At 72.1% G+C, this 23215-nt stretch carries 19 protein-coding genes and 1 tRNA gene; 13 read left to right on the forward strand and 7 right to left on the reverse strand.

From position 1 onward, the window contains the following. Positions 1-54 precede the first annotated feature (54 nt). From GN153_RS12185 to GN153_RS12200, 4 genes are read left to right on the forward strand one after another with little or no spacing between them, the layout of a single operon-like run. Positions 55-894 (forward strand): hypothetical protein, encoded by an 840-nt coding sequence (locus GN153_RS12185; protein ID WP_159903161.1) that lies wholly within the window; start codon positions 55-57, stop codon positions 892-894. After that, entirely contained in the window at positions 891-2120 is a 1230-nt protein-coding gene (locus GN153_RS12190; RefSeq protein WP_159903163.1) for a hypothetical protein, read from the forward strand. The genes GN153_RS12185 and GN153_RS12190 overlap by 4 nt, the downstream gene beginning before the upstream one ends. After that, positions 2117-3154 carry a signal peptidase I gene (locus GN153_RS12195; protein ID WP_159903165.1) on the forward strand — a complete coding sequence of 346 codons (1038 nt, stop codon included), beginning with the start codon at positions 2117-2119 and terminating at the stop codon, positions 3152-3154. The genes GN153_RS12190 and GN153_RS12195 overlap by 4 nt, the downstream gene beginning before the upstream one ends. Next, complete coding sequence (locus tag GN153_RS12200; RefSeq protein WP_159903167.1) at positions 3151-4437, forward strand: hypothetical protein; 1287 nt, start codon at positions 3151-3153, stop codon at positions 4435-4437. Before GN153_RS12195 ends, GN153_RS12200 begins: the two co-directional genes overlap by 4 nt. A gap of 80 nt (positions 4438-4517) precedes the next feature. On the opposite strand, the gene GN153_RS12205 is transcribed toward GN153_RS12200, so the two are convergent. Continuing rightward, on the reverse strand, positions 4518-5285 hold the full coding sequence (locus GN153_RS12205; RefSeq protein ID WP_159903169.1) for an SDR family NAD(P)-dependent oxidoreductase: 768 nt from the start codon (positions 5283-5285) through the stop codon (positions 4518-4520). 94 nt (positions 5286-5379) lie between these two features. After that, positions 5380-6672: a glycosyltransferase gene (locus tag GN153_RS12210; protein ID WP_159903171.1), complete on the reverse strand. Its 1293-nt coding sequence runs from the start codon at positions 6670-6672 to the stop codon at positions 5380-5382. 253 nt (positions 6673-6925) lie between these two features. On the opposite strand from GN153_RS12210, the gene GN153_RS12215 reads away from it, so the two are divergent. Both GN153_RS12215 and GN153_RS12220 read left to right on the forward strand, forming a co-directional pair. Then, entirely contained in the window at positions 6926-7507 is a 582-nt protein-coding gene (locus tag GN153_RS12215; protein WP_201287914.1) for a 2Fe-2S iron-sulfur cluster-binding protein, read from the forward strand. Positions 7508-7548: 41 nt separating this feature from the next. Next, positions 7549-7621 (forward strand) — tRNA-Arg (locus GN153_RS12220). A 239-nt stretch (positions 7622-7860) separates the two neighbouring features. Here GN153_RS12220 and GN153_RS12225 read toward each other — a convergent pair. Further along, positions 7861-8079 carry a DUF7511 domain-containing protein gene (locus tag GN153_RS12225; protein WP_159903195.1) on the reverse strand — a complete coding sequence of 73 codons (219 nt, stop codon included), beginning with the start codon at positions 8077-8079 and terminating at the stop codon, positions 7861-7863. 106 nt (positions 8080-8185) lie between these two features. After that, positions 8186-8611 carry an ArsR/SmtB family transcription factor gene (locus GN153_RS12230; protein ID WP_159903197.1) on the reverse strand — a complete coding sequence of 142 codons (426 nt, stop codon included), beginning with the start codon at positions 8609-8611 and terminating at the stop codon, positions 8186-8188. A gap of 275 nt (positions 8612-8886) precedes the next feature. Between GN153_RS12230 and GN153_RS12235 the strand changes: the two genes are divergently transcribed. After that, on the forward strand, positions 8887-10164 hold the full coding sequence (locus GN153_RS12235; protein WP_159903199.1) for an FAD-dependent oxidoreductase: 1278 nt from the start codon (positions 8887-8889) through the stop codon (positions 10162-10164). An 18-nt stretch (positions 10165-10182) separates the two neighbouring features. On the opposite strand, the gene GN153_RS12240 is transcribed toward GN153_RS12235, so the two are convergent. Further along, a complete protein-coding gene (locus tag GN153_RS12240; RefSeq protein WP_159903201.1) occupies positions 10183-15633 on the reverse strand; it encodes a PAS domain S-box protein in 5451 nt (1816 codons plus the stop codon). Positions 15634-15751: 118 nt separating this feature from the next. Between GN153_RS12240 and GN153_RS12245 the strand changes: the two genes are divergently transcribed. Further along, positions 15752-16204, forward strand: coding sequence for a pyridoxamine 5'-phosphate oxidase family protein (locus GN153_RS12245; protein WP_159903203.1), 453 nt, complete (start codon positions 15752-15754; stop codon positions 16202-16204). 8 nt (positions 16205-16212) lie between these two features. Here GN153_RS12245 and GN153_RS12250 read toward each other — a convergent pair whose 3' ends face one another. Then, the gene (locus tag GN153_RS12250) at positions 16213-16590 is read right to left on the reverse strand and encodes a hypothetical protein (RefSeq protein ID WP_159903205.1); all 378 of its coding nucleotides are present in this window, start codon (positions 16588-16590) and stop codon (positions 16213-16215) included. 142 nt (positions 16591-16732) lie between these two features. On the opposite strand from GN153_RS12250, the gene GN153_RS12255 reads away from it, so the two are divergent. Then, entirely contained in the window at positions 16733-18058 is a 1326-nt protein-coding gene (locus GN153_RS12255; RefSeq protein ID WP_159903208.1) for an MFS transporter, read from the forward strand. Positions 18059-18083: 25 nt separating this feature from the next. Here GN153_RS12255 and GN153_RS12260 read toward each other — a convergent pair whose 3' ends face one another. Further along, the gene (locus tag GN153_RS12260) at positions 18084-18992 is read right to left on the reverse strand and encodes an acetamidase/formamidase family protein (protein ID WP_159903210.1); all 909 of its coding nucleotides are present in this window, start codon (positions 18990-18992) and stop codon (positions 18084-18086) included. Between the two features lie 135 nt (positions 18993-19127). Here GN153_RS12260 and GN153_RS12265 point away from each other — a divergent pair, with 135 nt between their 5' ends. Genes GN153_RS12265 through GN153_RS12280 form a run of 4 tightly spaced genes read left to right on the forward strand, consistent with a single transcriptional unit; the run spans position 19128 to position 23120 of the window. Beyond that, the gene (locus GN153_RS12265) at positions 19128-20231 is read left to right on the forward strand and encodes a branched-chain amino acid ABC transporter permease (protein ID WP_159903212.1); all 1104 of its coding nucleotides are present in this window, start codon (positions 19128-19130) and stop codon (positions 20229-20231) included. After that, positions 20228-21562, forward strand: coding sequence for a branched-chain amino acid ABC transporter permease (locus GN153_RS12270; protein ID WP_159903214.1), 1335 nt, complete (start codon positions 20228-20230; stop codon positions 21560-21562). Before GN153_RS12265 ends, GN153_RS12270 begins: the two co-directional genes overlap by 4 nt. Continuing rightward, on the forward strand, positions 21559-22419 hold the full coding sequence (locus GN153_RS12275; protein WP_159903216.1) for an ABC transporter ATP-binding protein: 861 nt from the start codon (positions 21559-21561) through the stop codon (positions 22417-22419). Before GN153_RS12270 ends, GN153_RS12275 begins: the two co-directional genes overlap by 4 nt. Then, positions 22416-23120, forward strand: a complete 705-nt coding sequence (locus GN153_RS12280) for an ABC transporter ATP-binding protein (protein WP_236544800.1) — start codon at positions 22416-22418, stop codon at positions 23118-23120. Before GN153_RS12275 ends, GN153_RS12280 begins: the two co-directional genes overlap by 4 nt. The last annotated feature ends 95 nt before the right edge of the window (positions 23121-23215 follow it).

Genomic DNA, 23215 nt, shown 5'->3' on the forward strand with positions numbered 1-23215 from the left:
CGACTCCATACCTATCCCCCCGGCAGTCGAGGGGAGGACAACGAACACAACACTATGCAACTGACACGTCGGCAGCTACTGGCCGGCATCGGCGCCGGCGCACTCGGGGTGACCGGGGCGAACCTGACCCGCCAGGAGCCCCGCTACACCCACTACACCTACGCCTCGGACGGCGACCTCGACGACCGCCGGGTCCGGGTCGCGTGGTACGAACGCTACAACGGCGTCGCCCTGGAGAGCCAGGCCGGGCCCGCCGAGGCCAGCCTGACCGAGACACTCGACCCCGGGACCGACCCCACCTACGTCCACGACCCGACGGACGTGACGGCCGTCAACGGTCCCGTCGTCACCGTCGGGAACGTCCTCCCCGGTGACGAGGGGACGCTCGTGGTCGGGCTCGAGGCCGTCGACGACGGCGACCTCCTCGCGGAACCGGTCGACGTCTGGCTCCGCGGGGTCGTCACCGACGACGCGGAGGGCGGGCTGAACGAGGCCGAGGCCGCCGCGGGCGACCGGTCGCCCGACGACGGCGAGCTCGACGAGCGGGTCACCGTCGCGCTCTGGCGGGACGGCTCGCCGCTTGGCTCCTGTAACGGCCGCCGGGAGTTCTCCGAGGCCCTGGAGGCGCCGCTGGTCGAGCGGGCCCCGCTCGGGACCGCCTTCGGTCCCGACAGCGACGTCGGCGACGCCGACGGCCAGCGCGTGCTGACCGGGCTCACCCCCGGGTCGGCGCGCTGTTTCGCGCTCGCGTGGTCGATGCCCGACGCCGACGGCGTCAACGTCGCCCAGGGCGACAGCGTCGCCTTCGAACTCGCCTTCGGGGCCGTCCCCGCCGGCGCCGCGAGCCCGTTCCCTGTGGCGCCGACGGTCCAGCCGACGGAGGTGGGGCCGTGAGCCTCACCCGCAGGCGCGTGCTCGCGGCGCTGGCTGCGGCCGGCGGCGCCGGCGCGCTCGCCGGCCAGGGCACCGGCGCACTCCTCCGGGACAGCGAGGGGACGGGCGGCGAGCTGACCGCCGGTCTCGTCGACCTCACCGTCGCCTACTGGCAGGGTGACCCGACGGCCGTCGACCTCGACGACCCCGACGGCGTCGCCGACGGGCCACGGCTCGCGCTCCCGATAGCCGTTCCGGCGGACGGGACCGAGGGCCGGACGCTGCTGCGGTTCTCGCTGCCCGAGTCGGCGCGGGGAGTCAACAACCCCGCGAGCCTCTGGCTCCGGGCCGACTGCCCGGCGCAGACGACGCTCGCGGAGCTGCTGGGCGTCCGGCTGCGGTACTCGGACGCCGACGGAACGGCCGGCCCCCGCATCGACGAGGGGTCGCTACGGGAGGTCGCTGAGGGGCTGCGGACCGGCCGCCGGCTCGACGGCGACGGCGACCCCCCGAACGGCTTCGACTGCCTGACCGACGACCTGTTCGTGCTCGTGGAGTACGACCTCCAGGGCTACGTCGGCAGCGAGACCGTCGAGTTCGCACTCGACGTCGCCGCCGTCCAGTGTCGCAACAGCGACCCCGACCGGAACCCCTTCGCCCCGAGTTCCCCCGACCCCTGCCCGCCCGCCTGGCGCTGTGACTGCTGCTGGCCGGTCGGGAAGGTGGAGGTCGACGAGCCCCTCGAAGCGGGCCGGACCTACGCCTTCGACGAGGGGCTGGTCGGCTACGCGCTCGACGTGACCGCCGTCGACGGCGACTCGGGCGTGGCCTTCGAGCTGGTCTCGACCGACGGCGGCCCCGTCCTCCCGCTCTGTGCGGTGGCGGTCAAGGGTGGCCCGAACGATGCCCAGTACGAGCGCCCCGACGACACCTACGGATTCGACACGGGCGTCCTCGACGGGGCGGTCGACGGGGTCATCAGCGCGCCGGAAAACCCCAACAGCGGCGGCCGCTACGCCATCAGCTACGTGCTCGTGAGCGTCTGCGCGCCGACCCTCGAGGGCGGGGACTGTCCCGAACCGCTGGCGAAGCCCGCGGCGAGCGTCGACGGGCCGCCGTCGACGCCCGGGTCCGGGGACGGCCCCGGACCGAACCCCGGGCCGAAACACGCCGGGGGCGGAGCCGACACGTCCGGCGGGGGCGCCGCGCCGCCGGCCGAGTCCGGTGAGACTGGAGGGGGCGAATGAGCCCGCTCGGCCGGCTCCGGTCGGCCAACAGCTCCCGGGCCCGGAAGGTGGCGGTCGCGCTCGCCGGGGTGCTCCTGGTGGCGGCGGTGGTCCCCTTCGTCGTCTTCGCGGTCCCCCAGGTCGTCGGCGCGGACCACGGCTACGTGATCCTCTCCGGGAGCATGGAGCCGGCGCTCTCGCCGGGTGACGTGGTCATCGTGGCCGCAACCGCGGAGGTCGCCGCGGGCGACATCGTCACCTTCGACGACGGCAACGAAGTCCCGACGACCCACCGGGTGGTCGGCACCCAGGACGGCCAGTTCGTCACGAAAGGTGACGCGAACGAGGAGCCCGACAGCCGGCTGGTCGCGCGGGAGAGTCTCGTCGGCAAGGTGGTACTGACCATCCCGCTTGTCGGCCACGTCATCCTCTGGGCGAACACCCCGACCGGCTACGTGGCGATGGTCGTCGCGCCGCTGGCCCTGCTGCTGGTCACAGAGCTGTACAGCTGGGCGCGCCGCGGTGACGCCGCTGACACCGCGCCCGACGGTGTCGACGACACGGAGAACGAGGACGACGCGCCGGCCGCGAGCACTGACGCCGACCAGGCGGACGATGCGGAGGCCGCTGCAGCGGAGGCCGACGCCGAAACCGATACCGAGGCGGAGGCCGACGCGGACACCGATGCGGAGGCCGACCCGGAGACGGACGCTGAGACGCCGTCGCGGGCCGGTACCGTCGCGGTGGCGGTCGCGGACCTGAAGCTCACGCTGCTGGCCTCCGGGACGTTGCTGGCGTACGCGGGCTGGAACGTCTACGGCGAGGTGACCGTGGCTGCGGCCCCGGACCCGGTGTCGGTGGGCGCGGCGACCGCCGGCGGGCTGGGCCTGCTGTTTGCCGGCTGGGTCACCGTCGGCGCGTGGCACCGTGCGAGAACGGCCGACGACTCCGGGAGCGCGTCCGCGACGGAGCCGCTGGCAGCGGAGACCGACGGCGGGACCGACACGGGCGGGGAGCCCGACGCCGACGGCGCGGACGCGGAGGCAGACCGATGAAACGAACAGTCGTTATCTTCGTCGCCCTCATGGCCGCCTTCGCGGCCGCGACCGGCGGCGTCGTGGGCGGTGAGGGAACGTCCGCTGGACGGCTCGGCGACACCGAGGCCGTCGACGTCACGTTCAGCGCGAGCAGCGACGGCACGGACTTCGCCGTCCGGGAGCCGGTCCCCGACGCGCGGGCGGCCGGCGACGGCGCCGGTCCCGGGCCCGGAGCGAAGCGCGGGTCCGGCGACAGCGGCCCCGTCGCCACGGCCGCTGGAAACGCGACCGGTGACGGACCGGGAACGACCGGGGCACCGACGCCCGCGACGGCCGGAAACGGGACGGCCGGTAATCCGGAACCCCCTGCAGGAGACACCGGTGACCGGCCAGCCTCCCCCTCCGGGAACCGCACCACCGACGCGGGCGAGAATGCCGCCGGCGACCCGGCCGGGAACGCCACCGCCGGCCCGGGCGGGAACGTCGCCGTCGACACCGACGGGAACGCGACCGCCGTCGGACACGACAACGCGACCGCCGTCGGACACGACAACGCGACCGCCGTCGGAAGCGGTGACCCGGCCGGCGGTGAGGGCGGCAACGCCACCGCTGGTCTGGGGGAGGATCCCGACCCGGACATCGCCGACGCGGCCGACCCGTCCCAGCCGGGGACCAACACCTCCGACGGCGGCCAGGTGGGTGACGGGGTCGCCGAGCCCACGGCAGCCGCCGGTGCGGACACGGACGACGACAGCCTCGCGAACGCCACCGCCGAGGCTCCGTCAGACGACGACCCGGCGGCCTCAGGGACGGGCGCGGGGAACGCGACGGCCACCCCGCCCGCCGGGACCGACACCCCGGGGGCGAATTCGACGGTCGCCGACGGCTCCGAACCCGCCGGCCCCGCGGTCGAGGCGTCAACGACCGACAGCGCCACCGCGACGCCGGACCGGACCGCAAACGGCTCCGGAACGGAGGACACGCAGACGGCCGACGCGACCGCTCCGGCCGGGGAGGGCGACCCCGACTCCGACGGCGAGGCCGTCGGCGCGGATAGTGGGGGCGCCGCTACGGACGGCGAGGACACCGCTGCGGATACCGAACCCTCTGACGCAGACGGAGGGGCCTCCGCCGCGACGGATCAGCCCCCCGACGCGGAGGACGAGAGCCCCGACGCCGGCGACGATACGGCCGCCACGGAGTCTGAGGCCCGGGCGGACGACGCGCCGTCCTCGACGGGGACGGACTCCACCGGTGGGGGCGGTCCCGCCGAGGGGACCACCTCCGCCGACGGCGAGTGAGGCGTCGATACCTGCCACGCCCGAGCGGCGGGTGTGGGTGGTTCTCTCCCGGCTCAGGTCCGGGCGTCCCTCGACTGCCCTCAGTTCGCCGACATGCCGCCGTCGGCGAGGTGGACCTCGCCGGTGACGTAGGAGGCGGCGTCGCTGGCCAGGTAGACCGCGCCGGTCGCGATTTCCTCGGGGTCGGCAAAGCGGTCCTGGGGGATCTCCGAGAGCAGGTCCTCGCGGATCGACTCGTTCTCCCGCACCCCCTCGGTGAGGTCGGTCTTCACGTAGCCGGGCGCGAGCGCGTTCACGCGGACGTCGGGCGCCCAGTCGACGGCCAGGGTCTTTGTCATCCCCACCAGCGCGTGTTTCGAGGCGACGTAGGGGACCTGCCTGGGGAGCCCGCGGACCCCGCCGACGCTGGCGACGTTGACCAGCGCACCCTCCCCACCGCGGTCGAGCACCCGGCGGCCGAACTCCCGGGCGCACTCGAAGGCCCCCCGGACGTTGACGGCGAAGATGTGTTCCCAGGTCTCGGTATCGAGGTCGCGAGCGTCCCCGAAGAAGGGGTTCGTGCCGGCGTTGTTGACCAGCACGTCGGCCGGACCCAGCGCGTCCGCGACCTCGTCGAACAGCGCGACGATGCCGGCGCTGTCGGTGACGTCGAGCGCGACCGGGTGGGCCTCGCTCCCGGCGTCCTCGACCCGCGTCGCGGTCTCGGCCAGTTCGTCCTCGGAGCGGGCGACCGGGGCGACGTCGGCGCCGGCCTCGGCCAGCGCGACCGCCGTCGCCTCGCCGATGCCGCGGCTGCCGCCGGTGACGACCGCGACCGACCCGTCGAGCCCGAAGGCGTCGTGTGCCATACTCACACCACGCCCGCCGCGGTACAAGAATCGTCGGGGCTCGGGCCGACGGGCCGCCCACCGCTCCGGCGGGGGGTCGCCCGGCGCGGGCGCGTCAGGCCTCCTTGCTGACCCGGTACCACTCGCCGGTCCAGGTGAAGAGGTACTCGAAGACCGCCTTGACGGCCGCGAGGCTGTAGACCGGAAGCACCAGCGGGACGAGCAGCCCGGGCCAGCCGGGCCGGGAGACGGTCCCGCGGGCGTGGTCCAGCCAGTGGATCAGGTAGGTGACGCCGGCGATCGCGGCAAGCGGCACGACGAACAGCAGGTTCGCGCCCACGACCAGGAGGACGGCGAACTTCGAGAGGACGGTGAGCATGAACAGGCTTCCCAGCACCGTCGTCGCGCCGATGACCGCCGAGAGGGGGTTGCGGTAGTCGGTCAGCGGGCGGACCGACGCAAGCAGGCGATGGAGCACCTGCGCGTAGCCGGTCATCCAGCGCTTTCGCTGCCCCCACCAGTCACGGAGGGTGTGGGCGGCGTCGATCTGCGAGGGGTACGCGAGCAGCTCCGTCACGTCCAGCCGTTCGCGGTAGCACTCGTGGGCGAAGGCGAAGTCCTCGGTGAGCATCCCCTCGTCGTAGCCGCCGACCGCCGAAAGCGCCTCCCGGCGGAGGACGACCGCCCGGCTGGCGGCCATCCGGAACTCCGTGAAGACGTACAGCAGGCGAAGCGCCACGTAGTTCAGCAGGACCGACTCGTAGTAGGCGAAGGACTCGACCAGGCCGGTCGGCTCGGGGACGGTTCGGCCCTGAACGACGTCGCTGTCCTGTAGCTTTGCGACGGCGGCGGGGACGAACCGCTCGTCGACGCGCTCGTCGGCGTCGAAGACCGCGACGTACTCGCCGTCGGTCTCCTCGACGGCGTAGTTGATGGCGCCGGCCTTCGAGCCCGGTGCCCGGGTGTTGACGAGGTAGTCGACCCCTTCCTGCTTGGCGAGCTGGGCGGCCCGGTCCTGTGTCCGGGGGTCGTCGGGCTCGCAGACGACCAGCACGTCCAGGTCCTCGTAGTCCGACTCGAGCAGACTCTCGACGCTGCGCTCGAGGACGTTCGCGTCCCGGTAGACGGGAACGACCGCCGTGACGTGGCCGGCGTCGGTCGCGAAGTCGGGGTTCGAGCGGCGGGCCAGCCCGGCGAGGAACACCGCCGCCGAGACGAGGATGAAGGCGCCGAAGGAGACGACCGCGAACTCGGCCTCGAGGAAGCCGACGGCGACCGGGACGGCGTCGTGCTGGAGCGTCATCGTGACGAAGCCGGTGACGTAGCCGAAGGCGAGGATGACCGCCGACACCCCGAGAAAGAGGAGACTGCCCAGCAGGCTCGTGGCGCGGTCGCCGGCAGGGACCATCGTACCGAATGGAGGCCGGGCCGCGCAAATAAAAGACCCGGGTTCCGGTCCCGACGCGAGCGACAGCCCCGGACAGACGGGACGCGACCGGCCCGCACGGTCCCGTCGCGCCGGCCCGGTTCGGGGGACGGGGCCCGGAAACAACAGGTAATTAAACCACTGTTCCATAGCCGCGAGCATGAACAGGGACGCCTTCCTGGTCGGCGGTGCGCTCCTCGTGTGGGTCGCCTTCGTCGTGTTCTGGCTCGGCAACATCGTCGAGCTGACCTCGCTGGGTGTCGTCACCGGATTTCTGCTGACCGCGGTGACGGTCATCCTGCACTACTCGGAGGGAACCGGATGGGAGCCAACCGAGGACATCTCCCAGGAAGTGCTGGAGCGGCGCGCCGAGACGGTGCCGGAGACGGACTTCCCCGAGCCGATGAACCGTTCGATCGGGGGTGGCGGCGCGGCGGCGGCCGTCGGGGCTGGCGGCGCGGAGGCCGAACTCGCCGACTCCGAGGAGGAGGAAGAGGAGGGCTTCGACCCCGCGGCCATCGAGGACCCCGAGACCTACGAGATCGAGTTCTCGAAGGAAGGCGAAACCATCGAGATAGCCGAAAACGAGAACATCCTCGAGGCCGGGGAGGAGGAGGGCTGGGACCTGCCCTACGCTTGCCGGGAGGGGTCGTGTCTCTCCTGCTCGGGCCACATCGCCGACGGCGACGCTCACGACTACGTCCGCCACTCGAACAACGACACGCTCTCCGACGACGAGATGGAGAGGGGGTACTGTCTGACCTGCACGGCGTACCCGACCCAATCGTTCACTCTGGAGACCGACGAGTCTCCCTGACTCGCAACTGTTTTATCCGCGTTGCTGTTACCGGCGTGTGAGGGCGGCTAGTTCAGCGGACAGAACGCCTGGTTCCGGACCAGATGGTCGGGGGTTCAAATCCCTCGCCGCCCGTGCAACGAACCTGCCGAGCGACAGCGAGGTGGTGAGTGAACCGGCAGCGAGGATTTGAACCCGGGGAGTCGCAGCGCCCGAGCGACGCGAGGGCGACCGTCTCCACTCGGTTCAAATCCCTCGCCGCCCGCTTTCTGCGACGAACGGAGGTGAAGAGCGAGCACGGAACGGAGGAGCCGAACCAGGCCGTCGCGCGCCCTGGCTCACTTCGGTCGGGTCGCGCGGTCGTCATTCCACGGTCAGTGCATCTCCGCCACGTCGACGACCAGGTCCTCGTCGGCCGTTATCCACGCCGTCGTCACGTCGAGGTACTCGCCGCCGAGCGGAACGAAGGTGACGGTGTCCGACTCACTGTCCGGGATCGTCTCGAGGCGGGGCGCGACTGCCGGCGGGGTGTGCCACTCGGGGTCGGTCTCCGACCGGGGGTCGGTACGTTCGCGGTCGCTGCTGTTGCTCATGTGTCTCCGGACGCCCCCGGCGGCCATAACCCGGCCTGCAGTGTTTCGCCGTGCGCAACACCGCCGTCGCAGCTCCGGGTGCCGACCGGCCCGGTCGCGGCCGGCGTCACGCGTCCAGCACCGGGGCGGCAGACCGGTCCTCCGGCGCGCTCGTCGTGACAGTCACGGAGAGCCCGTCGCCGGTCACGTCGATAGAGAGGGTCTCGAGGGTCGCTTCGAACACGGTCCGGTGGTGGCCGTCGGCGTCGTACTGCATGCCGGTCTCGACCAGTCCGGCCTCCTGCAGGCTGTCGAGCCGCCGGTAGACCGTCGCCCGGGACGCGCCGACCTCCTCGGCGATGGCCCGCGCAGAGCGCGCCCGCTGTCCGGCTGCCGCCAGGATCGCCTGGGTGTACTCGGCGTCGAGCAGCGCCAGCAGCTCCGCCGGGGACAGCTCCGGCTCGTCGCCCCCATCCCGGCTGCGTTCCGTCGGTGTCGGTTCCCTGACGTCGCGGTTCTCGTCCGGCCGATCGCGTGTGACCGCCTCGCTCATACTCCACCCGTCGGACCCTACCCCCCAGAGGCTGCTGACAACTGACGTTGTCCCGCCCCCGGCGGACGGCTAGGTATATTGCCCACCCCGGCCACGCGCCCGTCCCCGCGGGCGCTCCGTCCCGCCCGTCCGGTCGCCGGAACCGCCCGCCACGCCCGCTCGTGCCTGCCCGCTGCCCCTCGCGGGAGCGTCCGCCGGTGTCGCCCCCGGCTGTTTCGCCCCCTGAAACACTCGTCGCCCTCTTAGGTGGTCGCTGGCCGAACGCCGACACACGAATGCAGACCGACTCGAACGCGCGCGCCGGCACCGGCGAGCCGGCCTCCGGTTCGCCCGACCGGCGCGTGTCGGCGCCGGCGTGGGTTCCCAGCGACGACGGGTTCGCGGGAGCCACCGACCGTCAGGTGCTCGTCGTCGGCGACAGCGTCGCCGGCCTCACTCTCGCACTCCTCCTCGGGCGCGCGGGGTACGACCCCCTGCTCGCGGCCGGTGACGGGGAGGGGTCTTCCTCCCGGCTGGCGTATCTGTGGCCCCCGGCACTCCGGGTTCTCGCCGCCGTCGACGCCGGGGGACCGGTCCTCGACCGCGCTCGCGTCGTCGATGATGTCTCGGTCCACCGGGTCGGCGCCGGGTCGGCAGAGCCGGCGACCTTCTCGCGGGCGGCCGACGGCGCGGCCGCCCCACCGGTGGTCGTCCCGACGCCCGCGCTCCGCCGGACGCTCCGCGAGACACTGTCCGGACGGGTCCGGCTCGACCGGACTGTCGAGACCCTCTCCCGGCACGACGGCGGGCTGACCGCGGAGTTCGACGGCGGGGTCCGGGAGTGGTTCGACGCCGTCGTCGACGCGAGCGCGGGTACCCCGGCGCTCGGCCCGCCCGGGACCGGTCCCGGGGACACCGACGCCGGCGTCACGCTCGTCCAGTACGAGACGGTCCTCGGGGACGACGACCCGGCGCCGAACCGCCTCCGTGACGCGTGGTGGCCGGGCGTGCTGGTACAGCACCTGCCGCACCCGGACGACGGGGGACGCCTGCTCCGGGTGACGACTGCGGGGCGGGACCCGCGGGCCGCACTGGTCGAGGACGGCCCCGACGGGCCGGCGACCCGGGGCGGCCCGGACCCGGAAGCGGTGGCCGCCGCGCTGGCCGGGGCCGAACCGGCGGGCCGCCGGCGGGTCCGGCTGCCCCCGGCCGCCGCGAGCCCGGCGCGGTGGGGGCGGGGCCGTATCGCCCGCTGTGGCGGGGCCGCGTGTCCGTTCGCGCCGGCGAGCGGCTTCCGGGCCTCCGTCGCCATCGAGGACGCGCTCGCCCTCGTCTCCCGGCTGGCCCGCGGGCCGCGGTCGGCCGCCGGAGCCGTCGACGCGTACGCCCGCGACAGGGCCCGTCGCGTCGGGACCATTCGAACGCGGGCGCGGGCCGCCCTCCCCGACCACGGCTACCCGGTCCCGGACGGCGACCGGTCGCGCCTCGCCGCGCTCGGCGTGCTCCGGACGGTCGCGCTCGGCCCGTTCCTTGGCGGGGCGCTGCCGTCTCTCCAGCGCGACGGCTTCGAGTGAGTCGGCAGCCGGCTCCCGTCAGCCCCCCGGCTCGAACAGGAGTCCGAAGACCTTCCGCTCGGCGAGCCGGAGGTGCTTGTTCAGCGTCGGCTGGGTGATGTCGAGCCGGCTGGCGACCTCGCTGCCGTCGTTCTCGCGGGGCCACTCGAAGTAGCCAGCCGAGAGTGCGGTCCGGAGCACCTCGAGCTGGCGGTCGGTGAGCGCCTCCTGGACCTGGTCGCTCAGCTCGGTCGGCGTCCGTCCCTGGGTGCTGTGCTGGCGTCTCGCCACCAGCTCCAGCGACGGGGCGACCGACTGCAGCCGCTCGACGAACGAGCGGACGTCGGCCTCCGTCGGTACCTCCACGGTGACGGTCGTCTCGCCGGGCTCGGCCGACGCCTCCCGGAGCACGCCGCCGTACTCTGCCAGCGGCGACCCGAACCAGTCGTCGGTGCGGACCTCCACGAGCGTCGACGACGGCTCCTCGGCCACCACGTCGACGCTCCCCGGCAGAGTCCGGCGCGCGACCGCCGGGACGTTCTCGGGCACGTCCCCCTCGAAGCTGAAGTAGACGCCGACAGAGCCGTCCTGCCGGGTCGCGGTCCGCTCGAGACCGACCCGACAGCCCGCGGCCTCTGCCGCCTGCGCGAACGGCAGCGCCTGTCCTTTCCCCCGGAACTCGAGCTCGACGGTCTCGTCGGACTCGAGCGCCCGGCGGCGCTCGACTGCCGCCAGCGCGTTCGCGATCGAGGTGCCCAGCTGTGCGAGTACGTCGCGCTCGCGCTCGCCGAAGGCGTTGGGTGACTCGACCCCGACCGTCAACACGCCGTGGGTGACGCCGTCGTAGGTCAGCGGGGCCGCACACAGCGACTGGTATCCCTCCGACAGCGCCCGGCGGCGCCAGTCGCCGGCCGGTCCGCTGTCGACCAGCGAGTCCGCGACCTGGAGGTCGTCTGTCCGCCAGGCCGTGACCGCGGGGTGGGGGTCGGCCGTCCCCTCCGCCGACAGGTCCAGTGCCCCGACGTACTGGTCGGGGGCGCCCACGACCGCGCGGGGGGCGAGGCGGTCGGTTCCAACCTCGGCCCCGCCGACCCACGCCAGGTCGTAGGGACCCGACCCGGCCAGGCGCCGGCAGACCGCCCGCTCGACCTCGCTCGGGGTGGACGCGTCCGTGATCGCCGCCTCGACCTGCTGGGTGAGGCGGGCGATCCGGTCGAGCCGCTCGGCCCGCTCGGTCTGTGTCCGGAGCTGCTCCTGCTGGGCCTCGAGGCGCTGCTGTCCCTCGAGGTGGTTGAGCGCGGCCTCGAGCGTCGCGGCGAGGACGTGGGCCGCCTGGATCGTCTTCGAGCCCAGCGCCCTGTCGGGTGACCCGACCAGCAGGACTCCGTGATTGCCCAGCGCGAGCGCGCGCCACCCCGCCAGGTCCGACAGCTCGGCCGGCGTCGCCGTCTCCCCGTCGCCGACGAGCCCCGGCTCGCTGTCGCCGCCGTCCGGCGCGACGACGGTCCCGGTCGCGAACCCCTCCCAGAGCGGGCCGTCCCCCGGCCCGACGGGCTCGGCGACCGCCGCCGGGAGCGGTCCGGCGGTCACCGCCGGCCGGAGCACGCCCTCCTCCTCGTCGTAGAGGAAGGCGCCGACGGCCGGGAGCCCGAGCGTCTCCGCCGCGGCCTCGACGGCCGTGCGGGTCGCCTCCGCCGGCGTGTCCGCCGTCGCGAGGTCCTCGGTCGCGTCGTCGAAGGAGGCGATCCGGCGCTCGCGGGCCTTGCGCTCGGTCACGTCCCGGCTGACGATCACGACCCGGGTGCTCCCGGTCTCCCACTCGGTCGGGTAGTAGTCGGAGTGCACCCACCTGACCTCCCCGTCGGGCCGCTCGATGCGGTACTCGCGGGCGTACCGGTCGGCCGCGTCGCCGGCAGCGATGTCCTCGGCGATCCCCTCGACGAACGCCCGGTACCCCGCCTCGTCGTCGGGGTGGAGCGTGCCGAAAAAGCCCGCCTCGTAGGTCTCGCGGATCGCCTCGATGGGCTGGCCCCAGATCTCCTCGTAGCCGGAGCTCACGTAATCGGGCGCCTGCGAGGCTCCGGTGATCTCCTCGGCACGGGTCATGAAGACCGCCTCGTCGATCCGCTCGAGGATCTCCTCGAGGCGGCGCTCGGTGCGGCGCTGCTCGGTCACATCGCGCATCAGCGAGAGACAGCGCGGCTCCCCGTTCAGCACGGCCGGCGTCGCGTTGACCTCCAGCCAGCGGCGCTGCCCGTCCTTTCGCTCGACCAGCCACTCGAAGGTCCGGCGTTCGCCGGTCTCCATCACCTCCCGGACGATCCCGCCGGCCCGCTCGCTCGAGTAGCCCTCCTCGGGGACGTCGACCAGGCTCCCGCCCTCCGCGAGCAATGCCTCGCGGTCGTACCCGGTCAGCTCGCACATCGGCTCGTTGACATCGATGACCTCCCCCGTCTCGGGGTCGTGGACCGCGATCCCGTCGTTGACGCCGTTGAAGATCTGCTCGTACTCGCGTTCGCGGCGCTTGCGCTCGGTGACGTCCCGATTGAGCGAGAGGACGCGTTTCTCCCCGCCGACCGTCGCCGTCGTGGAGTTGACCTCGAAGACGCGCTGTTCGCCGTCGGCGCGCTCGACTTCCCACTCGACGGTCTCGGTCTCACCGGTCTTTGCGACCCGTTCGACGATCGAGTCGACGCGTTCCCCGGTGAACTCCGGCCCGTCGGCGCTCAGCCCCTCGGCACCCAGCTCCCGGATCGTCTCGATGTCGTCGTAGCCGACCATCTCGAGATACGTGTCGTTGACGTCGGTCAGTTCGCCGGCCTCGGGGTCGAACACGACGATCCCGTCGGTGACGCTGTTGAACACCTGTTCGTACTCCTGCTCGCGGCGCTTGCGCTCGGTGACGTCCCGCGTGAGCGAGATGTACCGCTCCTCCCCGCCGACCGTCGCCGGCTTCCCCGTCACCTCGAGCACCCGGTGGTCACCCTCGGCGGTCTCGAGTTTCCACTCGAAGGTCCTGGACTCGCCCGACTCCATCACGCCGTCGATGATCTCGGCCGCGCGCTCGCTCGTGTACCCCTCCTCGGTCACGCTCAGCCCGTCGAGCCCCTTCTCGAGCACCGTCTCCCTGTCGTAGCTCACCGTCTCGCACATCGCGTCGTTGACCGCTATCATCTCCCCCGTCTCGGGGTCGTTGACCGTGATCGGGTCCGGCACGCCATTGAACACCTGTTCGTACTCCTGTTCGCGACGCTTGCGGGCGGTGACGTCCCGCTGGATCGACAGCACGCGCTCCTCCCCGCCGACCGTCCCCGGGGAGAGCGTCGCCTCCAGCCAGAGCCGCTCACCGTCTTTGGTCTCGCCGCGCCACTCGACCGTCGTGGGCTCGCCGGTGTCGGCGACCTCGCCGATGAGCGCCTTCCCCCGCTCGCCGGTGTACCCCTCCTCGGTCGCGCTGAGGCCCTCGATCCCCAGCTCCCGGATCGTCCCGAGGTCGTCGTAGCCGAGCATCTCCCGGTAGGTGTCGTTGACGTCCGTGATCTCCCCGGTCTCCGGGTCGAACACCGCGATGGCGTCGTTGACGCCGTTGAAGACCTGCTCGTACTCCCGCTCGCGGCGCTTGCGGGCGGTGACGTCTTGGACCCGGCCGACGATGCGGTCGACGGTGCCGTCCTCGCCCTCGACCGGGAAACGGGTGACGGCGACCCACCGGGTCTCCCCGTCCCGCTGGATACGGTACTCCCCCTCGTAGGCCTCCTGGAAGTCGCCGGCCTCGACGTCTGCTCGCAGCCGCTCGACGTCTTCCTCGTACCGGGCCCTGTCCTCGGGGTGGGCGGCCTCGACGAAGGAGGTGGGGTTCTCGTCGAGCTCCTCGACCGGCCGGCCGTAGACCTCCTCGTAGGCGTCGTTGATGTAGAGGATCTCGGAGAAGTCGGCGGTCGCGAGGTAGATGATCTCGTCGATGTGGTCGGCGATGAGTTGGAAGCGGCGCTCGCTCTCGCGCAGCTCCCGCTGCTGGCGGCGCCGCTCGGTGACGTCGTCGAACGTCGCCAGCGTCGCCGGCTCGCCCCGGTACTGGATCCGCGAGACGTGCAGGTCGATGATGCGCCGCTCCCCGTCGCTCGTCCGGACCTCCACCTCGTAGTTCCGCGGCGGCCGGTCGCCGCTGGTCCGTTGCTCGTACCGCTCTTTGACCAGGTCGCGGTACTCCTCGGTCATCACCTCGTAGAAGGGGCGGCCGAGCAGCTCCGACTCCGACCAGCCGGTCAGGCGTTCCATCCGGGGGTTGACGAACTGGACCGACTCGTCCTGGACGATCATCACGCCGTTGGGGCTCTGCTCGACGAGCGTGCTGTACAGCCGGCGCCGCTCCTCGAGTCGCTCCTCGCGCTCCCGGCGCTCGGTGATGTCGCGGACGCTCGCGAGCACGCGCTCCTCGCCCCGGATCTCGACGACGCGCAGGTGGACCTCGACCGGGAAGGTCTCGCCGTCGGCCCGCTCGTTGTGCCACTCGAACAGCTGTGGCCCCTCCTCCCTGGCGGCCGCGATGCGGTCCCGGGCCTCCTCGTAGGCGTGGTCGGGCCCGGCGACCACGTCGATGGCCTCCCCCACCAGCTCCTCGCGGTCGTAGCCGTTCATCTCGCAGAACCGGTCGTTGACGTCGCGTATCTCGCCGGTCTCGGGGTCGTGGACGACCAGCCCGTCGGAGATGCTCTCGAACACCTCGCGGTAGGTCCGCTCGAGCTGTCGGCGCTCGGTCGCGTCCGTCGCGGCCCACAGCACCAGCTCCCGGGGGCCGAAGGTCACCCGTTCGACCCGGGAGTCGGTCCAGCGGACCGTCCCGTCGGCCCGCTCGAAGGGCCACTCGAGGGTCACCGGCTCCTCCTGGCCCGCGGCCTCTCCGACGACCTCCCGCGCGCGCTCGCCGTCGTATCCGGCCACGTCGGCCGTGAGCGCCCCCAGCGACAGCGACCGCAGCTCCTCCCGCGGGTAGCCGAGTGCCTCACAGGCCTGGCGGTTGGCCCGGAGCACCTCCCCGGTCTCCGGGTCGTGCAGCGTCACCCCGCCCGCGACCCCGTCGTAGAGCTCCTGGAGCCCCTCCCGGGCGCGCTCGCGCTCGACCGTCTCGACGACCCGCTCGGCGAACAGCTCCGGCGCCGTTTCGGTCACCGCCGCCGGTAGCGTCTCGTCCGCGCCCGCCTCGAGTGCCTCGACGGCCCCGCCGTCCGCGCCGTTCGTGAGCGCGACCACCGGCAGCTCCGGGCGCTTTTCGGTACACTCCTCGACGACGTCGGTGCAGTCGACGCCGGACGCGCTGTCGACGACCACGCAGTGTAGCGGCTGGTCCCGGTCAGAGTCCACGACTGTCGCCGGCTCCACCGGCTCGACGTCGAGCGGGCGGTCGACGGCCTCGGCGTCAGAGAGCGGCGACTCGATGGACCCGTTCCCGAACACCCCCACACGGAGCGGTCCGGGTCCGAGCGGAAACATACGGTGTCTCTCCACCTCCGCCCTGGTAAATCGTTCGTTCAGCTGAAACGCTGAGAGCGCGGACGGCGCCCCGCTCGGCCAGCACAACACAGTTCGGGGCGGCCCCGCTCTCTCCGGTATGGAGGTCATCGAGAACACCCTTGAGGCCGGCGTCGACGACGTTCTGGACCGGCCGCTGTTTGCCTTCCTCGCCCAGACTTCGCCCGACGGGCCGCGGGTGTCGCCGCTGTGGTTCCTCTGGGAGGACGGGGCGGTCTGGCACATCGCCCAGACGAGCGCTCGCTCCTACCCCGGACGGGTGCGCCGGGATTCCCGGACCGCGCTGGCGGTCGTGGATTTCGACCCCGCGGCCGGCCGCGTCGAGCACGTCGGGATCCGGGGGGAGGCGAGCCTCGAGCCCTACGACCCCGACCGGGCCGGGCGGCTCCTGGCGAAGTACCTCGGTCCCGACAGGCGGCAGTGGCCCGACCGCTTCTCGGGGCTGGACGCCGAGGGCTACCGGCTCATTCGGGTCGAGCCCGTGACCGTCGTCGCCCGCGACCAGTCGTACCCGGTCCCCGCGGACGGGTGACGGTCCGCTCAGAGGAGGACGAACAGCAGACCCGTGACGAGGGCGGCAAGGGCCAGCGCGACGAGGGTGAACCGCAGGGCCTGGACCCGGTCGTCACGCCGTGCGCCCGGGTCGGTGACGGGTCCGGCGTCGCCGCCGTCGCCCCGGAAGTCGTAGCGGCTGAGCATCGCCAGGCGGACACAGAAGGCGCGGTAGGCCTGCAGTCCCCACTCGAAGCCGACGGTCAGGAACGCGAACACCGCGAGCAGGGCCGGCGCGGGAACGGCGCCGGCGACGTAGGCCAGGGTGGTCAGGCCGGCCGCGCCGAAGCCGGCGCCGGCGACGAGCAGGCGGCGCCGCCGCTGCCGGCTGCCGATGTTGCACCGCCCGGGCTGGTACGCGCTCACTTCCGGCCGTAGTGGCTCCGGCGTCTTGAGTTGCCGGATCTCCGGGCCGGCAGCCGGTTCGTGCCCGCTCTGCCCCGCCGCGGCGGCGGCGGTCGACTCGGCATCCGAGCGATTTTTGCCCCCGTCGGTCGCTCCACCGGACGTGCTCTCCCTGGCCTCGCTGCTCGGCGACGACGCGGCCGTCCTCCGCGACCGGAACTTCCAGCTCCTCCTGCTGTCGAACGTGCCGCCGGTCATCGGGACGGCGCTGCTCTCGCCGGTGCTCGACTCGCTGGTCGGGCCGTTCGGGACGACACAGACCGACGTCGGCCTGCTGATCTCGGTTTTCACCGCACCGGGCATTCTCATCGTCCCGGTCGCGGGGGCGCTGGCCGACCGCTACGGCCGCAAGCCGGTGCTGGTCGCCGCGCTCGTGCTCTTCGGGCTGGCCGGGACCGCCATCGCGTTCACGACGGACTTCCGGGTCGCGCTCGGCCTCCGCTTGCTCCAGGGCGTGGGCTTTGCGGGGATCGTCCCGACGCTGATCACGAGCATCGGGGACTTCTACGAGGGCTCCCGGGAGGCCACGGCGCAGGGGCTTCGCTTCACCGTCTCCGGGCTGAGCCAGGCCGCCTTCCCGCTGCTCGCGGGCGTCCTCGTCGCGACGGCCTGGCAGTACCCGTTCCTGCTTTTCGCCATCGCGCTGCCGGCCGCGGCCGCGGTGGCCGTCTGGTTCGAGGAGCCGACGGCCGCCGGGGAGGCGGCGGCCGACGGCGGCCGCGGGGACTCCGGCGGCGACGAGCCGGCCCCCGGCAGGGGGGCAGTCGACTGGGACGAGGGGGTCTCGTACGGGCGTGCCCTCGCCGGGCTGGTCCGCCGGCCCCGCGTGCTCGCGCTCGTGGTCGGGCGCACGCTCCCGGTCGTGGTCTGGATCGGCTTTCTCACCTACAACTCCATCATCGTCGGCGACCTGCTCGGCGGGACGCCGGCTCAGGCCGGCCTGCTGACCGCCGTCGGCAGCGTCGCCTTCGCGGGTGCGGCCAGCCAGGCCGGCCGGGTGACCGAGTTCTTCGACTCCCGCTTTTACCCGCTCGTGGCCGCCAACTGCTGTCTGGCGGTCGGGCTTGCGGTCGTTCTCTTTGCGCCCGGCGTCCCGGTGGCCGGCGTCGGCATCCTCGTGACGGGCGTGGGGTTCGGCCTCGCGCTCTCGCTGTACCGGAGCATCGTCACCGGGCTGGCCTCCCAGTCGCTGCGGGCCGGGCTGGTCAGCGTCGCCGAGGCCGGCGGCCGCGTCACCGCGACGGCAACCCCGGTCGCGATGGGCGCGGCCATCGCCGCCCTCGCGCCACAGCTCGGCTTCGGACCGGCCGTCCGCGTCGTCGGTCTCGGCGTCGCCGTCGTCGGCGGCGGCGGCGGCGTGGTCTGCCTGCTCGTCGCCCGCCTCTCCCCGCCGGCCCCCGCCGAGCGCGAGGGCGCGGCGGCCGAGTAGCTGGCGCGCTCCCGTCCGGCGCCGCTCAGTACGGCACCGAGAGGTACTCGGCAGGGACGGCGTTTCTGGCGGTCACCAGCGGGTCGACGACCTGGCTTATCTCCAGACCGCCCACGAGACTCGAGAACAGGTAGGCCTCGGTCTTGGACATGCCGTGGTCCGCTTGAAGAAGCGCCAGGACGTCCCGGTTGGCGAGTTCGACGGCCTCCTCCATCGTGTCGGCGCTAGCGACGGACTTGACGGCCTCGCCGGTGTCGACGACCGGGCGGTCGATCCCCACCTCGGGGTCCGAGACCACGGAGACCGTGATGTCGATGTCGGTCCCGATCTCGGCGCCGGTGCCACACATCTCCCCGTCGGCCATGGCGGCCTTGGAGTCGCCCATCGCCAGCATGGCGCCCTCCTGGAAGACCGGGAAGTAGGCGGTCGTGCCGCCGGTCATGTCGGTGGTGTCGAGGTTCCCGCCGTGGTCGTGGGGAGTCAGCGTCGAGATGGTCTCCTCGGCAGTGGCGACCCCGATGGTCCCGATCACCGGGTCGATGGGGACGTCGATCCCGTCGAAGTCGAGGGTGTCGCCGTCGACTGCCGTGATCTCGGTGGCAGGGTGGTCGATCTCCTCGTCGTCCTGCAGGAGGCCGAAGCCCGGGGCCGTTATCACCCGGCCGCGGTCCTCGTTGACCCGGACGTCCTCGATCTCGACTTTCAGGACGTCGCCGGGCTCGGCCCCCTCGACGGCGATGGGGCCGGTGGCGGCGTTTACCTCCTCGGGGATCGCGTCGAGCAGGTCGTCGTCGGTCTGGATCTCCTTGTTGAGGCTGTCTATCGTCTCGACCGTGAGCGACTCCCCGTCGGCGGCGGTGTAGACGGGTTCCATCTCCGGCCCGAACTCGTACACGTGTCCGTCGTCGTCGTAGGAAACGACCTGGCGTGACATACAGGCAGGCTTCGGACGATCGGTACAAAAAACCCGCTCCCCTGGCGACCGTTTGCCGGGGCTTTCGACGGGCCGAGCACTCGCCGTATCAGTCAGCTATTTACGTCCCTACCCTCGTAGCTCCCGCTGTTGGTTATGGCCCTGTTACGCGACAAGACACCTGATTGGGTGCCGGACCGGACCCGGGTCCGGACGGCGTTGTTCGTTGCCGTGCTCGCCCTGTTACTGCTCGACGTCCTGCGGCGGCTGCTCGGAGAGTCGCTCGCGCCGTCACTGCTGACCGGCTACCTCTGGAACGGGCTCGTCTTCGGGCTGGTGATCGGCCTGGCGGGGGTCGGCCTCTCGCTGACCTACGACCTGCTCGGGTTCGCCAACTTCGCGCACGGCGACTACATCAGCGTCTCGGCCTTCGTCGGCTGGGGGTCGACCTACCTCGTCGCCGGCTTCGGTGACTTCGACCCGCTGAACCTGCTTTTCCTCGGGGTCGGGGATACCGTCTTCCCCCGCGATGTCGGGATCAGCGTGACGAACACCCCGGGGGCGGTGCTCGTCGGGCTGGTCGTCGCCGCGGTCGGGGGCGCCGTGGTCGCCCTGCTGTTCGACCGCTTCGTCTACCGGTCGATGCGAAAGAGCGGGGCCATCGCCCTGCTGATCGCGTCGATCGGCGTGGCCTTCACGCTGCGTTTCATGATGGTGTTTCTGTTCACGCAGGATTCCTTCGGCCTGACGGTGAGCGCCTGGGCCTACGAGCTCTCGCTGCCGGGCGGGACGGTCAACGTCAGCGCCCCGGAGCTGTTGCTCGTGACCGTCGCCGGGGTCTCGATGGTGAGCGTCCACCTGCTTCTGACGCGGACGAAACTCGGCAAGGCGATGCGGGCGATGTCGGCCAACCGCGACCTGGCGCGGGTGACGGGGATCCCCTCCGAGCGGGTTGTCACCGCCACCTGGCTGGTCGGCGGCGCGCTGGCCGGCCTCGCCGGCTTCATGATCGCCCTCTTCCAGGGGACGATCAACTACCAGCTGGGGTGGACGCTTCTCCTGCTCGTCTTCGCGGGCGTCATCATGGGCGGGATCGGCTCGGTCTACGGCGCCATCGCCGGCGGCGTGCTGATCGGACTGGTCACCCGCGTCTCGCAGGTCTGGATCCCGGCCAGCTTCGCCGAGGCGGTCGGCTTCGCGGTCATGATCGCGGTGCTCCTCACCCGCCCGTCGGGCCTCTTCGGAGGTGACACGCTGTGAGCGGCGCGACCGACCCGGTCGGCCGCCGGCTCCCCGACTGGGCGGCCGGCTACTGGGAACGGGACGTCGTCAAGATCTTCGCCACGCTCGGGGTCGTCTACCTCCTGTACCTGATCACCGGCGTGTTACTCGGTTACGACCTCTCCGGCCAGCTCAACTCGCTGCGTCGGGTCACCTTCCTGGTCGTGGTCTACGGCATCGCCGCGCTCGTCGTGAACCTCCACTGGGGGTACAGCGGGCTGTTCAACATCGGCGTCGCCGGGTTCATGGCCATCGGCGTCTACACGGCGACGATCCTCTCGCGGCCGGTCGCCGGCCAGAACCCGACGGGGTCGCTCCCGGGTTTCGGGGTGCCCCTCGCCCTGGCCGTCGTCGCCGGGGTGCTCGTGGCCGCCGCGGCCGGCTACGTCGCCGCGCTCCCCTCGCTTCGGCTCCGGGACGACTACTTCGCGATCGTCACCCTGGCGTTCGCGGAGATCGTCCGGATCACGTTCCAGTCCGCCGAACTCCAGGAAGTCACGGTCCTCGGGTGGACCTTCGGAACCGGCGGCGGACGGGGGATCCGGACGTTCTCGAATCCGGTGCGGGACTTCTTCGACACGGCCGGCCAGCCGGTCGTCGCTGCCGCCGAGGGGCTCGGGATCGACGGCCAGCTGGTCGCCGGGTGGGCCTTCGTGCTCGTCCTGCTTGCCATCCTGGTCGGCACCTACCTGCTCATCGCCCGGCTGTCGGCCTCGCCCTTCGGCCGGGTGCTGAAGGGGATCCGCGACGACGAGGAGGCCACCCAGTCCCTGGCCAAGCGGACCTCGTCGTTCAAGGTCCGCGCGTTCGTCATCGGCTGTGCGGTGCTCGGTCTGCTCGGGATCGTCTGGCAGGGGGCGAGCAGCGGCTACGTCACGCCGAGCCGATTCCTCCCGGAGCTGACCTTCTTCATCTGGATCGCCGTCATCGTCGGCGGCGCCGGCTCGAACACCGGCACGGTCGTCGGCACGATCCTCTTCGTTGGGCTCGTCCTCGAGGGGCCCGGCCAGCTCCGCCGGGTCGTCGAGGAGTTCGTCGGCCTGTCGGGCTCGGTGCCGACCTTCCCCGACGCGCTGGGCGCGCTGGGGAGCGGCAGCGTCGACCCGCTCCTGTTGTACGTCTTCGACCAGACCAGCGCCCTCCGGGTGGTGTTGACCGGCCTGCTGCTCATCTGGCTGCTCAAGCGCCGTCCCCAGGGGCTGTTCGGGGACCGCCGGGAGGTGGCCTCGAGCATCGACCTCGAGGAGCGGGTCCAGAAGCGCCGCGGGAGCGGGTCCGAGGCGCAGGCACAGGGAGGTGACGCGGATTGAGCCACACCTCAGAGGCGGACGCCAGCGGCACTGACGCCGACGGCGCCGGGACCGGTGCCGCCGCGGACGCCGGGACCGCCGGGACGGACCCGATCCTGACCGTCGACGGCGTCCGGAAGTCCTTCGGGGGCGTGACGGCGCTGGACGGCGTCTCCTTCGAGGTCGAGCCGGAGACGCTCACCGGCCTCATCGGCCCGAACGGCGCCGGGAAGTCGACGACGTTCAACGTCATCAGCGGCGCCATCGAGCCGGACGCGGGCCAGGTCACCTTCGACGGCGAGGACATCACCGACTGGGCGCCCTACGAGACGTCCTCCCGCGGGCTCGTCCGGACCTTCCAGATCGCCCGGGAGTTCGAGACCATGACCGTCCTCGAGAACATGATGCTCCCGCCGAAAAACCAGCGCGGAGAGGCCGCCTGGCGGTCGATCCTCCCGGGCACGCGCGGGGGCGTTCAGCGCGACGAGGAGGAGCTGTTCGAGCGTGCGTGGGAGATGCTCGAGTTCTTCGACATCGACCACCTCGCCCTGGAGGAGGCGGGGACGCTGTCGGGCGGCCAGCGGAAGCTGCTGGAGCTCGCCCGGGCGCTGATGCTCGACCCCGAGATGCTGTTGCTCGACGAGCCCTTTGCGGGCGTGAACCCCTCGCTGGAGCAGGACCTGCTCGACCGGATCGAGGATCTGCGGGACCGCGGACGGACCTTCCTGCTCGTCGAACACGACATGGACCTGATCATGGAACACTGCGAGCGCGTCATCGTGATGCACCAGGGACAGACGCTGGTGACCGGCTCTCCCGACGAGGTCCGGTCCGAGGAGCAGGTCATCGAGGCGTATCTGGGAGGTGAGGTGGCGTGAGCCTGCTCGAGGTCGAGGGGCTCTCGGCCGGCTACGGCGACCTCCAGGTGCTGACCGACGTCGACATGCACGTCGAAGCCGGCGAGTACGTCACTATCGTCGGCCCGAACGGGGCGGGCAAGTCGACGGTGATGAAGTCGGTGTTCGGCCTGACCGACCGGATGGGTGGCACGATAAGCTTCGACGGGACCGACATCACGGCGATGGACCCCGAGGAGATCATCCACGAGGGGGTCGGCTACGTCCCCCAGACCGACAACGTCTTTCCGCCGCTGTCGGTGCGGGAGAACCTCGAGATGGGGGCGTACATCCTCGACGAGGTACCCGAGGACACCCTCGAGGAGGTCTACGACCGGTTCCCGGTCCTCCGGGAACGGGCCTCGCAGAAAGCGGGGACGCTGTCGGGCGGCCAGCGACAGATGCTCGCGATGGGCCGGGCGCTGATGCTCGACCCCGAGTTGCTCCTGCTGGACGAGCCGAGCGCCGGCCTCGCGCCCGACCTCGTCGACGAGATGTTCGAGCGGGTCGACCGGATCGTCGAGTCGGGCACCGCGGTGTTGATGGTCGAGCAGAACGCCAAGGCCGCGTTGCGCCACTGCGACCGCGGGTACGTCCTGGTCAACGGCGAGAACCGCTACGTCGACACCGGCGACGCACTGCTTTCCGACGAGCAGGTCCGCAGGGACTTCCTGGGCGGCTGAGCGGAGCCGGGCTGCGACGGCGACACGCGTCCCCGCAACGTGTTCAACACCGCTGACCACACTCCGCTACCCTCGGTTCTCGCACCGCGTACGCT

The sequence above is a fragment of the Salinirussus salinus genome (assembly GCF_009831455.1).
GTDB classification, from domain to species: domain Archaea; phylum Halobacteriota; class Halobacteria; order Halobacteriales; family Haloarculaceae; genus Salinirussus; species Salinirussus salinus.

Excerpts from the sequence above, each read along its gene's own strand:
- GN153_RS12185 (WP_159903161.1), top strand. The coding sequence starts at position 55 with ATGCAACTGACACGTCGGCAGCTACTGGCCGGCATCGGCGCCGGCGCA.
- GN153_RS12195 (WP_159903165.1), top strand. The coding sequence starts at position 2,117 with ATGAGCCCGCTCGGCCGGCTCCGGTCGGCCAACAGCTCCCGGGCCCGG.
- GN153_RS12200 (WP_159903167.1), top strand. The coding sequence starts at position 3,151 with ATGAAACGAACAGTCGTTATCTTCGTCGCCCTCATGGCCGCCTTCGCG.
- GN153_RS12205 (WP_159903169.1), bottom strand. The coding sequence starts at position 5,285 with ATGGCACACGACGCCTTCGGGCTCGACGGGTCGGTCGCGGTCGTCACC.
- GN153_RS12210 (WP_159903171.1), bottom strand. The coding sequence starts at position 6,672 with ATGGTCCCTGCCGGCGACCGCGCCACGAGCCTGCTGGGCAGTCTCCTC.
- GN153_RS12225 (WP_159903195.1), bottom strand. The coding sequence starts at position 8,079 with ATGAGCAACAGCAGCGACCGCGAACGTACCGACCCCCGGTCGGAGACC.
- GN153_RS12230 (WP_159903197.1), bottom strand. The coding sequence starts at position 8,611 with ATGAGCGAGGCGGTCACACGCGATCGGCCGGACGAGAACCGCGACGTC.
- GN153_RS12235 (WP_159903199.1), top strand. The coding sequence starts at position 8,887 with ATGCAGACCGACTCGAACGCGCGCGCCGGCACCGGCGAGCCGGCCTCC.
- GN153_RS12240 (WP_159903201.1), bottom strand. The coding sequence starts at position 15,633 with ATGTTTCCGCTCGGACCCGGACCGCTCCGTGTGGGGGTGTTCGGGAAC.
- GN153_RS12245 (WP_159903203.1), top strand. The coding sequence starts at position 15,752 with ATGGAGGTCATCGAGAACACCCTTGAGGCCGGCGTCGACGACGTTCTG.
- GN153_RS12260 (WP_159903210.1), bottom strand. The coding sequence starts at position 18,992 with ATGTCACGCCAGGTCGTTTCCTACGACGACGACGGACACGTGTACGAG.
- GN153_RS12265 (WP_159903212.1), top strand. The coding sequence starts at position 19,128 with ATGGCCCTGTTACGCGACAAGACACCTGATTGGGTGCCGGACCGGACC.